11 protein-coding genes are annotated in these 13,973 nt (G+C 64.9%); 6 read left to right on the top strand and 5 right to left on the bottom strand.

Annotated elements, in window-relative coordinates; genetic code table 11:
- Positions 1-8: 8 nt before the first annotated feature.
- Together ACTDXD_RS15645 and ACTDXD_RS15640 are read right to left on the bottom strand one after the other, a co-directional pair.
- The gene (locus ACTDXD_RS15645) at positions 9-404 is read right to left on the bottom strand and encodes a nuclear transport factor 2 family protein (RefSeq protein WP_440123235.1); all 396 of its coding nucleotides are present in this window, start codon (positions 402-404) and stop codon (positions 9-11) included.
- 27 nt (positions 405-431) lie between these two features.
- Entirely contained in the window at positions 432-1,457 is a 1,026-nt protein-coding gene (locus ACTDXD_RS15640) for an aldo/keto reductase (protein ID WP_440127660.1), read from the bottom strand.
- Positions 1,458-1,518: 61 nt separating this feature from the next.
- Here ACTDXD_RS15640 and ACTDXD_RS15635 point away from each other — a divergent pair, with 61 nt between their 5' ends.
- Positions 1,519-2,415 (top strand): acyl-CoA thioesterase, encoded by an 897-nt coding sequence (locus tag ACTDXD_RS15635; protein WP_440123234.1) that lies wholly within the window; start codon positions 1,519-1,521, stop codon positions 2,413-2,415.
- A 191-nt stretch (positions 2,416-2,606) separates the two neighbouring features.
- Positions 2,607-5,054, top strand: a complete 2,448-nt coding sequence (locus tag ACTDXD_RS15630; protein ID WP_440123233.1) for a CaiB/BaiF CoA transferase family protein — start codon at positions 2,607-2,609, stop codon at positions 5,052-5,054.
- 85 nt (positions 5,055-5,139) lie between these two features.
- Here the strand turns inward: ACTDXD_RS15630 and ACTDXD_RS15625 are convergent, their stop codons facing one another.
- The 3 genes from ACTDXD_RS15625 to ACTDXD_RS15615 are packed head-to-tail and all read right to left on the bottom strand — an operon-like array spanning position 5,140 to position 9,256.
- Entirely contained in the window at positions 5,140-7,449 is a 2,310-nt protein-coding gene (locus tag ACTDXD_RS15625; protein ID WP_440123232.1) for an acyl-CoA dehydrogenase family protein, read from the bottom strand.
- A gap of 27 nt (positions 7,450-7,476) precedes the next feature.
- Positions 7,477-8,259, bottom strand: a complete 783-nt coding sequence (locus tag ACTDXD_RS15620) for an enoyl-CoA hydratase-related protein (RefSeq protein WP_440123231.1) — start codon at positions 8,257-8,259, stop codon at positions 7,477-7,479.
- A gap of 10 nt (positions 8,260-8,269) precedes the next feature.
- Positions 8,270-9,256, bottom strand: a complete 987-nt coding sequence (locus tag ACTDXD_RS15615; RefSeq protein ID WP_440123230.1) for an NAD(P)H-dependent flavin oxidoreductase — start codon at positions 9,254-9,256, stop codon at positions 8,270-8,272.
- Positions 9,257-9,424: 168 nt separating this feature from the next.
- Between ACTDXD_RS15615 and ACTDXD_RS15610 the strand changes: the two genes are divergently transcribed.
- The 4 genes from ACTDXD_RS15610 (at position 9,425) to ACTDXD_RS15595 (ending at position 13,958) form a co-directional block, all read left to right on the top strand.
- Positions 9,425-10,501, top strand: coding sequence for an NADH:flavin oxidoreductase/NADH oxidase (locus ACTDXD_RS15610; RefSeq protein ID WP_440123229.1), 1,077 nt, complete (start codon positions 9,425-9,427; stop codon positions 10,499-10,501).
- 90 nt (positions 10,502-10,591) lie between these two features.
- A complete protein-coding gene (locus ACTDXD_RS15605) occupies positions 10,592-11,389 on the top strand; it encodes a FadR/GntR family transcriptional regulator (RefSeq protein ID WP_440123228.1) in 798 nt (265 codons plus the stop codon).
- Positions 11,390-11,467: 78 nt separating this feature from the next.
- A complete protein-coding gene (locus tag ACTDXD_RS15600; RefSeq protein ID WP_440123227.1) occupies positions 11,468-12,298 on the top strand; it encodes an oxygenase MpaB family protein in 831 nt (276 codons plus the stop codon).
- Between the two features lie 190 nt (positions 12,299-12,488).
- Positions 12,489-13,958, top strand: coding sequence for an aldehyde dehydrogenase (locus ACTDXD_RS15595; protein WP_440123226.1), 1,470 nt, complete (start codon positions 12,489-12,491; stop codon positions 13,956-13,958).
- Positions 13,959-13,973: the final 15 nt, after the last annotated feature.

The raw sequence follows: 13,973 nt of genomic DNA, 5'->3' as shown, positions 1-13,973 counted from the left end.
CTATGCCATCACGCGCTTCCCAACTGCCGGCCCATTGCACCGATGAGTGCCTGCAGCCCTTTGTACGGGCGGGCCATGACTGTGAATTCGACGATACGGTCGTCGGCGTCCCACCGGACGATGTCGACGCCTTCGATCGTCAGGCCGTCGACGACGGCGATGAACATCAGAACGGCGGAGCTATCGTCGTACCATTCGTGCCGGTAGTCGAGGCTGGGGCCGAACACCTGAATCGCGGCCCACAGATAGGCGAAGGTGCGTTCCGCGCCTTCCTGGGGAGTATGGACCGCGGGCGATCTGAATACGACGCCGGGAGCAAGCAGAGCTCGCAGCGCATCGGGATCGGGCAGTTCCACGAGAGCGTGCCATGCGCGGATCGCGGTGGGCGCGTCCAGATGCTGCATACGGATTTCCTTCTGCTCGTTCGGACTTCAGCGGCGCCGCAATTTCTTGTGGCGAATCGACCGGGGTTCGAAGGCGAGGTCGCCTCGGGAGATGTTCGTGCCCGGCGAGACGATCTCGTCGATACGATCGAGGAGGTCGTCGGACAGAACGATTTCTGCTGCGGGAAGCTGACTTTCGAGCTGGTCGAGGGTACGGGGGCCGAGGATCACCGAACTTACCGCGGGATGCGCCATGGCGAAGGCGATCGACAGACCGATGAGGTCCGTGCCGGCGTCGCTCGCAACCTTCTCGAGCTCGTCGACCGCTTCGAGCTTGCGTCGCGCACCCGGCGAGTCCGTGCGCCACGCTCCGCGAGGAACACGGGCGAACCGGGAATCGGCAGCCGGGTCCTCATCGGATCGGTACTTTCCGGTCAACCATCCGCCGTTCAGCGGGCTCCACACCAGAGTTCCCATGCCGTACCGTTCGCACGTCGGGAACACGTCGCGCTCTGCACCACGCACGAATATCGAGTACGGGGGCTGTTCGGTGCGCAGGGCAGTGTATCCACGGCGTTCCGCCGTCCACTGCGCCTCGACGACGGCTTCGGCCGGGAAGGTCGACGAGCCGATCATCCGCACTTTTCCGGACCGGACAAGATCCGATAGTGCGGAAAGGGTTTCGTCGAGATCAGTGTTCTCGTCGAGCCTGTGGACCTGATAGAGATCGATGTGGTCGACCTTCAGCCGACGCAGGCTGTCCTCGCATGCCTGAACGATCCAGCGTCGTGAAGCTCCACGACGATTACGATCGCGCCCCATCGGGTTGTAGAATTTCGTGGCGAGTATGACGTCGTCGCGGCGCCCAGCGATAGCCGCACCGATGATCTCCTCGGACTGCCCCTGCGAGTAGACGTCCGCGGTGTCGATCATGTTGATGCCGGCATCGAGCGCGCGGTGCACGATCCCGGTGCATTCGTCGACGTCCGTGTTTCCCATCGAGCCCAGCGACATGGCCCCCAGGGACAACGCGGATACCTGCACACCACTGCGGCCCAGATAGCGATAGTCCACGATCTCTCTTCCCAACGCCAACACACCCATGCGCGATACAACGTAGTTATACAATTTACCTATGTCTATAGCCGTCACCGCAGAATCCGTGGCCAACATTCCTCGACCGCCCGTGCGGCGCATCCTCACGCTCGAAAGCGCCGGCGACGACGTGTTCCGGGGCGAGTCGAACATCGCTGCACCGCGGATCTACGGCGGCCAGGCGCTCGGGCAATCCTTGGCCGCAGCGGGTCTCACAGTCGACTCCGACCGGCAAGCGCACTCGCTGCACGGTCACTTCATACACCCCGGACGCTCGGACGTACCCGTGGAGTACCACGTCGAGCGACTACGCGACGGGGGTAGCTTCACCACGCGTAACGTACGCGCCGTACAGGGCGACCGTACGATCTTCGTTGCCACCGCGTCGTTCCAGCGTCCGGAAGCAGGCCTCGAGCACCAGCAGCCGATGAGCGAGCCCGCGATACCGCCCGAGCAGCTTCCACAGTTCGAGGACAGCATGAGCACCCTGGAGCTGGGAGAAGCCGGCTGGCTCCTCCCGCTTCTGTCCAACATCGGGGTGGAGTTCCGCTTCCCCGAGGAGTATCCACGATTGGCGAATCGCCGAGGCGAGGTTCGTCCACCTCGGCAACGCGCGTGGGTTCGCACTCCTGAGCCACTCGGTGACGACGCACTGACCCAAGCCGCAGGCTTCGCGTACTGCTCAGATCTCTTTCTGTTGTCCGCGGCACTGCCTCCGCACGGCCGGCACATCGATTCACCCGGACTGCAACTGGCGAGCCTCGACCACACCGTCTGGTTCCACACCCCGTTCCGCGCCGACGAATGGCATCTGTACGAGCAAGAAGGATCGTGGATGGGCAACGGTCGAGGACTGTCGCGTGGGCATCTCTTCGATCGGGAAGGAAACCTCGTGGCGAGCACAGCCCAAGAAGGACTGCTCCGATTCCGGGCCTGAACCTCACCCCTTTCCTTGAAATGCACGTCGACCCAGGTCGGCGTGCATTTTTTCGTGCCGGAGCCGAGATCGTTACCACAGCAAAGGGAAAGGGAGGCTAACAAACTTTGGTCAAGTTGTAGACGTAGTGAACTTCGTTAGTTATAAAGGTCACACCTTCTCGTTCGCCGTACCCCTTCGAAAGGTCTGACGTGAACGCAGCCTCCACCCAGTCGACGGCCCCTCTGCACGGCCTCACCGTTGTCGATCTCTCCACCACGACCCCCGGCGCTTTTGCGAGCGTGTTTCTCGCCGATGCCGGCGCCGACGTTGTGATGGTCGAACCGCCGGCAGGCAGCGCCCTGCGCGCCCTGACCGGATGGCCGGCTCTCGCCCGTGGCAAAAAGAGCCTCACCCTCGATCTACATACCGACACTGGACTCGCCGCGCTGCACAACCTGTTGCGCAGCGCCGACGTGCTGGTCACCACGTCACGTCCCGCCGCTCTCGAGCGCTTGGGTCTTACACCCGCACATCTCGCCGACCTCAACCCTCGTCTGGTGAGTGCGTCCATCACCGGGTGGGGCACCACCGGTCCATGGGCGAACGACAAGGGCTACGAAGCCCTTGTCCTCGCCCGCATGGGCGTGTTCCACGGCAAGGCGCAGATGTCCGAACGTCCCGGGCCGTCGTTCACACCCACTCCATGGGCGTCGTGGGGAGCAGCCCACACTGCGGTCCAGGGCATCCTCTCCGCTTTGTACGAACGTGAGACGAGTGGTGTCGGCCAGCATGTCGAAGCCGACCTGCTACGCGGCGCGGCCTCGATGGACACCTACAACTGGTTCTTCGAACTCGTGTGTGCACGTTGGCCCGACGCCTACCAGGCGATGTATGCGTTCGACGATCAGGGCCGCCCCGCTGCGCCCTTGATCTACCCTCTGCTCGTCGCACAGACCAAGGACGGTCACTGGCTTCAGTTCGCGCAGACCGAGCCTCGCCTGTTCTTCGCGATGATGACCGAGTTCGGCCTCGCCCACGTCTTCACCGACCCGTATTGGCAGGGCATCCCGCTCTTCGACGACGTCGAACGCCGCGTCGAACTGCGGGACACCATGCTCGAGAAAGTGCGTGAGCGCACCCTCGCGGAATGGCAGCACGTCTTCGATACGAACCCCGATGTCAGTGCCGAGATCTTCAGCGATCCGGTCGCCGCGCTGGATCATCCACAGCTTCAGCACGACGGCCGTGTGGTGACCATCGACGACCCCGATCGCGGCCCGGTCCGCCAGCCGTCCACACTCGTCCATGTCGATGGCAAACCACTGACGGAACTGCGACCGGCGCCTCGCCTCGGGGCCGACACGGAGGAAGTGCTCGAGGGACTGACATCCGGACCGACCGCCTCGTCTGCCGCCGCCGCACCCACCGGCGAGCTGCCCCTCGCGGGGGTGACGGTCCTCGAGCTCGGCTCGATGTTCGCGGCGCCGTACGGCGCGACAGTACTCACCGATCTCGGTGCCCGAGTCCTCAAGGTCGAGCCCCTCGCCGGCGATTCGATGCGCAACCTGGTTGCATTCCCCGAGGCGGGCGGAGCCAAAGTATTGCAGGGCAAAGAGTCTGTCGCGCTCGACATCAACACCCCCGAAGGCCTCGCGATCGTCCACGAACTCGCGAAGAGGTCCGACATCGTCCTCCAGAGTTACCGTGCGGGCGCCGCGAAACGCATCGGTGTGGACGCCGCGACCTTGAAGGGACTCAATCCGGATCTTGTGTACCTCAACGCTCCCGGGTACGGCACGGAAGGTCCTTACGGTGGCCGCCCGGCATACGCGCCCTCTGTCGGTGCCGCATCCGGCCTGACCATGAGCGACCTCGGTGGCCTCGACCTCCACGGCGACGATCTCGAGGAGATCAAACGTGTCGCCCTGCGCCGGCACACCGCAGGCGCCAATCCGTCCGTCCAGGCCGACGGGGTCGCCGCCCTCGGTGTCGCTTCGTCGATGCTGCTCGGTTTGCTCGCCCGTAAACGCGGCCGCGCGCTGGGCGACATGACCGCGACCATGCTGTCCTCCGCCACCCACGCGCTCATGGACCGTAACTCCGACTACGCGAACCGTCCCGAGCCGCCGGTCTCCGACCCGGACATGTACGGTCTCGGCGCTCTGTACCGCCTGTACGAGGCGTCGGATGGCTGGATCTTCCTCGCCGCACCGCGGGATTTCGAGTGGAACAGCCTGGTCGAGGCGCTGACCCCATACGCCGACCTCGGAGACGAGAAGTTCTCGACGCCGGATCTGCGCACCACCAACGATACGGACCTCGCCGAGACGCTCGCTGCCGTGCTGCGCACGCGTTCCAAGTTCGACTGGGAGAAGGAACTCAACGCGCACGACATCGGCTGTGTCGTCGTGACCGAACAAACCTCCGAGCGTCATCTGCAGGGCGACGAATACTTCGAGGCCGGATACACCGTGCTCGCCGACAGTCCCGTCTTCGACGAGCACCGACGTCTCGCTCCCCTGACCCGGTTCTCCCGCTCGGGCGTGAAGGCCGACGCCGGATGCACCATCGGTGAGCACACCGACTCGGTCCTCACCGAGATCGGGATCAGCCCCGAACGCATAGCCGAGTTGAGGGAGAAGGACGTCGTCGGCTGACCGATCCGAACCCCGTTACAGGACGAGGCCGGTGTCCCCTTCGGGACACCGGCCTCGTCTCGTGACAGTGAGTTCGCTCGGCCCGTCAGGACAGCCGGTCGAACACCTCGCCCACGGCACGGTCCCGAAGGACCTCCGGCCGGCCGATCCACGCCTCGTTGGCCGTGGCACGGCGCAGCAACAGATGCGCGGGATGTTCCCACGTGAAGCCGATACCGCCGTGGATCTGGATGCAGTCCTCCGCGGCGGACACCGCAGTGCTGAGCGCGGCCGCCGCGGCAAGGTTCGCGGAGGTTGCCGCATCGGGATCGGATTCGACGCAGTCCGCGGCCAAAAGCACCTGGCCCCGTGCACCTTCTGCGCCGACCAACAGGTAGGCACAACGGTGGGAGATTGCCTGGTACGAACCGATCGGCTGGCCGAACTGTTCACGCTGTCCGGCCCAGTCCACCGCCAGCGCGAGAGCTCGATTGGCGACACCCACCGAGTCCGCGGCAACGAGCAACTGCGCGACGCGGCGAGCGTGGACCAATACGTCATCGACGGTCTGCCCGGACGCGAGCACCGTGGCCGGTGCTCCGTTCGCGGTGACGATACCCACGGTTGCGGTGAGGTCCACCGAGTTCTGCACCGTGACAGTGACATCTGCAGGCTGCACCGAGACGAGCACGCGGTCGCCTGTGGCCGCGTCGGTCGCGAGAGCCACGAGCACGTCGGCGACGGGCACGCCCGCGACCCGCTCGACCCGGCCGGTCAAGCGACCACCGTCGAGCACGGGCAGACCTGAACCGGTAACCCAACCCCGGTCGTCGACAGGAGCGACGAACGCAGCGGTTGCACCAGAGATGACGGTGCGAGCAACGTCGTCCACGCCGGCAGCGACGAGCACCTCGAGTGCGATCGCGGTCGGTACGAGCGGCACCGGCGCGAGATGGTACGCAGCCTCTTCGACGGCGGCGCACAGCAGCCGCAACGACTGGCCGCCACCACCGAGAGATTCCGGCGCGGTCAAACCGGGCAGACCGAACTTCACGAGTTCGTCCCACAGGCCGATGTCGTAATCGCCAGGCGTCGACTCACGCGCAAGGAGCTTTTCGGTGTCCACGTAGGACGACACCAGGTCGCCGAGTACCTCGCGCAGCGCCGCCTCGTCTTCTTCGGGAGCAGTGAGCGGTCGGCCCGGTGCGACCACCGGGTCTCGGCGGCCCTCGCCGCGATGCGATGGCAGGCCAAGCACGTTCTCCGCGATGGTGTTGCGCTGGATCTCTGCGGTACCCGCACCGATCGTCGCGGCGCGTGCCATCACGTATCCGTATGTCCAGCGACCCTTTTCGACAACACCTTCGGACCGTGTATTCAGCAATGCGCCGGAACCGGTCAGGCGCAGTGCGAGCCGGTGCATGTGCTGCTCGAACTCCGACTTGACCAGGCGGTTGACCGAGGCGACTCCACCCGGATCCTCGTTTCGCAGCACCGCGTCGAGTGCTCGGGCACTGTTGGCGGCGATCGCGCGGACGTTGGTTTCGACCTTCGCAAGTTCCTGACGAATCAGCGGGTCGTTCGCGTAACCCTGCTCTGCGGCAAGCGTGAATACCTTGTCGACCGTTCCGCGGTAACGAAATTCGTCGGCGAGGAACGCGGTGGCGCGCTCGTGACCGAGCGAGGTCCGCATGATCGACCAGCCGCCGCCTTCTTTGCCGAGCCGGTTGGCGACGGGCACCTCGACATCGTCGAAGAAGACCTCCGCGAAGTGGTGACCGCCTGCGGCGTCGCGCAGCGGACGTACCTCGATACCGGGTGAATTCATCGGAATCAGGAGGTAGGTGATTCCGGACGTGCCGCGGCCGGGGGCGCCGGTCCGCACCAGCGCAAAGATCCAATCGGCCTTGTCGGCCATGGTGGTCCAGATCTTCTGGCCGGTCACCCGATAGACGTCACCGTCGCGCACCGCGCGGGTGGACAACGACGCGAGGTCGCTGCCAGCGCCCGGTTCCGAGAAGCCTTGGCACCAGAATTCGTCTGCGCGCAACAGTGGCTCGAGGAACCTGTCCTTCTGCTCCTGTGTGCCGTGCACGATGATCGTCGGTGCGACGATGAACGACAGGCCACACGGATGCTTCGGCGCACCGGCTTTGGTCGTCATCCGGTAATAGTCGAGCTGATCCTCGAGCGAGAGCTCCATGCCGCCGACTTCGCGGGGCCAGCCCGGCGCCGCGAGACCCGCATCAACGAGCTCGGACTGCCATGCCTTGGCAGCCTCGAAACGCTCACGGGACGTTGCCGGCCGCGGACGCTTCCGGTAGTCGTCGAGCAGAGTGGCCAGGCTGTCACGCCAGTCGCCGGTCGTTGCTTCGAGTACCGCCGTGGTCTTCTGTTCCACCGCGCCACCTCCCATGATCTCAGAGCTCGGATTGTGTATAGATCAGGACTTTTCGGAGCGACGCTTGCTGAACCGCGCGCCGATATCGGCGCCGTCGGAGCGATGCGTCGCGCTTGCTTCGGCCTCGAGGCCGAGCGCATGTGCGAGCGAGGTGCCCGCACCTTCCTTGAGCAGACGCAGCATCCGCTGTACTGCACCGGGATGTCCGTTGGCGATCTTGCCGGCGATCTCGAGCGTGCGTGCCATGAGCTCATCGTGCTCGACCACCTCGTTTGCGAGGCCGATCCGTGCGGCGACGTCTCCGTTGATCGGCTCACCGCTGAGAATGAACTGGATCGCGGCTGGCAGCCCCACCATGCGCGGCAGCATGGCGCTGCCGCCCCAGCCGTTGAGGAGCCCGATCTGGGCGTGGGTATCGGCGAATTCGGCACGATCGGACGCGATGATGAAGGAACAGTTCACGGCCAATTCGTAGCCGCCGGTGTAGCACGGCCCGTTCACGGCAGCGATCACCGGCTTCGTGATCCCTCGCAGAACCTGCGTCGGCGTCACACCCTCAGTGCGGGGCGGTGGCCCGGACAGCGCCTCGGGCAGGTCCACTCCGGACGAGAAGGAGGTCCCGGCACCGGTGATCACTACGACGCGCACGTCGTCGTCACCGTCTGCGCGCCAGAGTTCTTTCTTCAGAGCCTTGCGCATCGCCCGGTTGATGGCGTTGCGCCGGTCGGGCCTATTGAGTGTGAGGATCACGACCGGCCCGTCCTTGGTGACGAGCAGCGGAGATTCCTCTTGGGTTGTGGCGTCGCGTGCGTCGGTCTCGGTCATTGCGCGCTCCTCACGACACAGAAACGGAGTCGGTGATCTTGTGAGTCAAGGAGAGCAGCTTCTCCTCGGCGTCCCAAGCGATGCGGCGCACGAGTTCGCCGGCCGGCGGGATGTCGCGGATCAGGCCCTGTGCCACACCCACGGTCCAGATTCCAGCTTCGGGATCACCGTTCTCGTATACTTTGCGGCCCCGGGTGCCGGCGACGAGGTCCTTGACGTCCTTGAAGCGTCCGCCCTTGTTGAGGATGTCAACGACTTCTTCGCTCACCGAGTTCTTCGCCGCGCGCATGGTGTTGCGGAGCTGGCGGAAGATCAGTTGGGTGTCGAGCTCGCTGGCGCCGACGATCTGCTGCTTGATGTTCTCGTGGATAGGGCTTTCCGCGGTGCACATGAACCGGGTCCCCATGTTGATGCCGTCAGCGCCGAGCGTGAGCGCGGCAGCGAGGCCCCGGCCGTCTGCGAAACCACCGGATGCGATGAACGGGATGTCGAGAGCGTCGGCAGATGCCGGGATCAGGACCAGGCCGGGGACGTCGTCCTCACCTGGGTGGCCTGCGGCCTCGAAGCCGTCGATACTCACCGCGTCGGCGCCGATGCGCTGTGCTTTGAGAGCGTGGCGAACGCTTGTGCACTTGTGGATTACCTTGATGTCGTGCTCTTTGAAGTGCTCGACGTGAACGGTCGGATCGGAGCCGGCGGTCTCGACGATCTTCACGCCGGAGTCGATGATCACCTGTCGGTACTCTGCGTAGGGCGGTGGGTTGATCGACAGGGTGAGAGTGAGGTTGACGCCGAACGGCTTGTCGGTCAGCGCGCGGCACCGCTCGATTTCTTCGGCGAGATCCGCGGGGGTGGGCTGGGTCAGCGCCGTGATGATACCGAGGCCACCCCCATTGGAGACCGCGGCGGCAAGCTCTGCCCGGCCGACCCACATCATTCCGCCCTGCACGATCGGATGTTCGATACCGAATTCCTCGGTGAACCGCGTCCTCAACATTGCCGCTCCTCGGAGTCCGCCGGCAATCCGGCGCTTGGTCTCACGGTGAAAACCACCGTGTGCTTACATAGATAACATAGTTGACTATGTATGGTAGGCGCAAGGAGCGATCGTGTGCCTCGGGCGGCTGGCCCTACCGGCCATCTCATCACCGGAATCGGAGGACCTGTGTCCGAGAGCCTGCTGTTCTCGCCGATCTCACTGCGCGGCATCACTTCCCGAAATCGGATCTGGGCGGCCCCGATGGCGCAATACTCGGCACCGGAATCCGGAGTACCCACCGACTGGCATCTCGCGCACCTCGGCGGAATGGCACGCGGCGGCGCCGGACTGGTCATGACCGAAGCGACCGCCGTAGAACCGGCGGGGCGTCTCGGCCCTGCCGACACCGGGATCTGGAACGGCGAGCAGGCCGATGCCTGGAAACGCATCACCCGATTCATCTCTGACATGGGCGCTGTCCCCGCCATCCAACTTGCCCACTCCGGCCGCAAGGGCAGTATCCGCCACCGAGGCACTCCGCTACCCGCAGAGGAAGGCGGCTGGCAGGTCGTTGCGCCGTCGGCGATCGCCTACGAAGGCCTCCCCGAACCACACGCACTCACCCGCGACGAGATCGCAACGCTCGTTACCGCCTACGCCGACTCCGCGCGCCGTTCGATCGACGCAGGATTCGAAGTGGTCGAGATCCACGCCGCGCACGGCTACCTGATCAACGAATTCCTTTCCCCGCTGGGAAATACCCGCACCGACGAATACGGTGGGAGTTTCGAGAACCGTTGCCGTTTCCTACTCGAGATCGTCGCCGCCGTTCGTGCCGCGCTCCCCGACACCACCCCGCTGCTGGTACGCATCTCCGCCACCGATTGGGCCCACGGCGGCTGGGCCCTCGAAGACACGGCCGAACTGTGCCGCCTCCTCGACGGAACCGGTGTGGACATGATGGACATCTCGAGTGGAGGGATGGTCAAGCACCAGAAGATCACCGTCGGACCCGGCTACCAGGTCCCGTTCGCTCGGGTTGCCCGCGAAGCCAGTTCACTCCCCGTTGCGGCGGTCGGACTGATCACCGAAGCAGTCCAGGCCGAACAGATACTCGTCGATGGCGCTGCCGATGTCATCATGATGGGCAGGCAACTACTGCGGGATCCGCATTGGCCCTACCGCGCGGCTGTAGACCTGCGTTCAGAATTGCGCTGGCCCGCTGCATACAGCAGCGCCCGCTACCGGGGCAGCATCCCGTGACGTACCTTCACAAGTAGATTCCTTCGAGGACCGCTCGTCGGGTACTTTACTAGGTACGCGAAGTTCTAACAGAGCAGGAAGGTGCCCCCCGTGACCGACGAAGCATGGGCTCCGATCTTCGATGCCCCCGGCACGATGGGACGAGCAATTCGAACACCCAAGACAGCCGAACTCGTCGCACGCAAATTGCGCCGCATGATCGTCGACGGTGAGCTCAAGGACGGCGACCACCTGCCTCACGAAGCCGAGCTCATGGAGCATTTCTCCGTGAGCCGGCCCACGCTTCGTGAGGCCGTTCGGGTGCTCGAGGCCGAACGCCTCGTCGAGGTCCGCCGTGGTTCCCGCACCGGCGCTCGCGTATGCGTGCCGGGCCCCGAGGTGGTCGCGCGACCGGCGTCGCTGTTGCTGGAACTTTCGGGCGCCACCGTCGCCGACGTGTATGTCGCACGCGAAGCGATCGAACCCGCCGCAGCGCGGTTGCTCGCCGAAACGGGCACCGAAGAAGCCTTCGACGAACTCGAACGCATCGTGGATGAAGCCATTCCGTCGTCGTACGCGGCAGGAACCTTCGGCCAGACTGCTGCGAGGTTCCATCTCCGCATGGTCCAGCTGGCAGGCAACGCCACACTCGCCTTGATCGCAGGGATGTTGCACGAGATCTACGAACGGCACACCACCAATGTCACCCGCGAGCGACTCGCGACCGATGTGGACAAGTACGAGGCGAACTACAAGCTGTTCGTCCGTTCACAGCGCAAGTTGATCAAGCTGCTGCGGGCCCGCGACGGTGCGGGGGCGTTCACGCACTGGCAGAAACATATGGTCGTGGCTCAGGACATGGTGCTCGCTGGGCGGGACGGCACACAGGTTCGCGACATCCTCGACTGAGGTCGGGTTCGAAAGCCGGTACTCACGCTCCACGGTGGCGACGTAAACTGATTACGTTCGTCATCAGATGGAGGAAGGGTGCGCACCATCGAGTCGGTCGGTGATCTCGTCTCCCCACTCGGAGGGACGATCAACGCAGCCAACGTGATCATGCAGTTGGCCGACCCCGGCGTCGGCCAGGGTGTGGTCGACAGCTCCGTCGACTCCGGTCGCGCCGACCTGCATCCCATCAAACGCGCCCGCACGACGGGGACCTACCTGGCAGTGGCGGTGTTCGGCACCGAAACCGACCGCGAATACCTGCGCGAGACGGTGCGGAAGATCCACGCCCGCGTCGTGTCCGAACCGAACGCCGACGTCTCGTACAGCGCGAACTCACCCAGGCTGCAACTCTGGGTAGCCGTATGCCTGCTCAAATACTTCATCGACCAGCACGAATTCCTGCACGGCCCGCTGACCGAGAATGAATACACCAGCGTCCTGAGCGACGGCATCACCCTGGCGACCACGTTGAACGTGCGTCCCGACTCCTGGCCGAGGACCCGCGACGAATACGACGCGCTCTGGCGCGAGGGCCTTACCCGGATCTCCATGAACGACGGGGTGCGCGAATATCTCACGCGTCTGTGCAATCTGAGCTTCCTCGAAATGCGACTCGGCCGCGCCGGGCGGGCCGCCCACGAGATCTTCGGGCGGGATTTCGAACTGATCACCCGGGGAGCGCTGCCGCCGGAGTTCCGGAAGGTCATGCACTACGACTGGACAGCCGACGATCAGCGACGATTCGACAGATATCTGCGCACGATGCGCGCCGTCCACCGCATGACCCCGCACGTATGGCGCCTGTTGTGGCACGTCTATCTCGTCGACATGCGCATCCGACGCCGCCTCGGCGTGCGAGTGTTCTGAGGAGCCCTATCTCCTGACCACGTTCGAGTGTGCAGTCGTTGTCGTCTTTTTCGAAAATTGCGGCCACAACTGCACACTCGATTTCTCCGTATCAAGCTCCCCCGTACGGACATCCACCCGAACCATTGCTTTCCCGGAACATGTCGAACTATAGTCCAGACACCTGTCCAGAACGTTAGGGAATCGTCTGATGACATTGCGCCCGACCGACAGTTCCATGCTCCTGATCGACGGAAAACTCGTCCCCGGCAGCGGCGGCACATTCGAGGTGATCGATCCCACCACCGAGGAGGTACTCGGCCACGCGGCCGACGGCACCCCTGCGGATCTCGACGCTGCGATCGACGCGGCCCGCCGCGCCTTCGACCACACCGACTGGTCCCGCGACCACACCTTCCGCGCACATTGCCTGCGCCAACTCCGCGACGCCATCCACTGTCACATCGAGGAACTGCGGGAGATCACGATCGCCGAGGTAGGCGCGCCCCGGTTCCTGACCGCCGCCGCTCATCTCGAAGGGCCTGTCGACGACCTGCTGTGGTTCGCTGATCTCGCCGAGAGTTATTCGTGGCAACAAGATCTCGGCAATGCCTCCCCCATGGGCATTCCCACCCACCGGTACCTGCTCAAGGAAGCCACCGGCGTGGTCGGCGCGATCACCCCGTGGAACTTCCCGCACCAGATCAACTTCGCCAAGATCGGGCCGGCACTTGCCGCAGGCAACACCGTGGTTCTCAAGCCCGCGCCCGACACGCCCTGGTGTGCAGCGCTCATCGGCAAGATCGCGGCCGAGGAGACCGACCTCCCACCTGGAGTGCTCAACATCGTCACCTCGAGCGACCACCGCATCGGCGCACTGCTCGCCGAGGACCCCCGAGTGGACCTGATCTCGTTCACCGGTTCCACCGCAACCGGTAAGTCGGTCATGCGGGCCGCATCGGAGTCGCTCAAGAAGGTCTTCCTCGAACTCGGCGGTAAATCCGCATTCCTCGTACTCGACGACGCCGATCTCCGCGCGGCGTGCTCGATGGCGGCGTTCACGGTGTGCACACACGCCGGCCAGGGCTGCGCGATCACCACACGCCTCGTCGTGCCGCGTGACCGCTACGACGAGGCTGTCGAAGCCACCAAGAAGACACTGCAGGGCCTGCGCCCGGGCGACCCCCGCGACCCCGGCACCGTCTGCGGGCCGTTGATCTCGGCCCGTCAGCGAGACCGCGTCGAGGGCTACATCCGCCTCGCCGTCGAGGAGGGCGGCACGGTGGTGGTCGGCGGAGGACGGCCCACCGAGCACGACCGCGGGTTCTTCGTCGAACCCACCCTGATCTCGGGACTCGACAACTCCGCCCGCACCGCACAGGAAGAAATTTTCGGTCCGGTGCTGGTGATCCTGCCCCACGACGGCGACGACGACGCGATCCGCATCGCGAACGACTCCCCCTACGGACTCTCCGGCGCGGTCTACGGCACCGACCCCGATCGCATCGCACGCGTCGTCGCGGGTGTCCGCACCGGCACCCTCGGAGTCAACGGCGGCATCTGGTACGCCGCGGACGCTCCGTTCGGCGGATACAAGCAGTCCGGCATCGGCCGCGAGATGGGCCTCGCCGGGTTCGAGGAGTACCTGGAGACCAAGCTCGTCGCAGAACCCGCGCTCTGACGTTCGCAGTGCCCC

The sequence above is a fragment of the Rhodococcus sp. SJ-3 genome (genome assembly GCF_051918125.1).
GTDB lineage: Bacteria > Actinomycetota > Actinomycetes > Mycobacteriales > Mycobacteriaceae > Rhodococcus.
Note: the sequence above shows the minus strand (reverse complement) of the source record. Positions and strands in the feature narration are given on the sequence as shown.

Bases quoted from the DNA above. Each gene is read 5' to 3' on its own strand.
- ACTDXD_RS15645 (WP_440123235.1), bottom strand. From the start codon at position 404: ATGCAGCATCTGGACGCGCCCACCGCGATCCGCGCATGGCACGCTCTC.
- ACTDXD_RS15635 (WP_440123234.1), top strand. From the start codon at position 1,519: ATGTCTATAGCCGTCACCGCAGAATCCGTGGCCAACATTCCTCGACCG.
- ACTDXD_RS15625 (WP_440123232.1), bottom strand. From the start codon at position 7,449: ATGGGAGGTGGCGCGGTGGAACAGAAGACCACGGCGGTACTCGAAGCA.
- ACTDXD_RS15620 (WP_440123231.1), bottom strand. From the start codon at position 8,259: ATGACCGAGACCGACGCACGCGACGCCACAACCCAAGAGGAATCTCCG.
- ACTDXD_RS15615 (WP_440123230.1), bottom strand. From the start codon at position 9,256: ATGTTGAGGACGCGGTTCACCGAGGAATTCGGTATCGAACATCCGATC.
- ACTDXD_RS15595 (WP_440123226.1), top strand. From the start codon at position 12,489: ATGACATTGCGCCCGACCGACAGTTCCATGCTCCTGATCGACGGAAAA.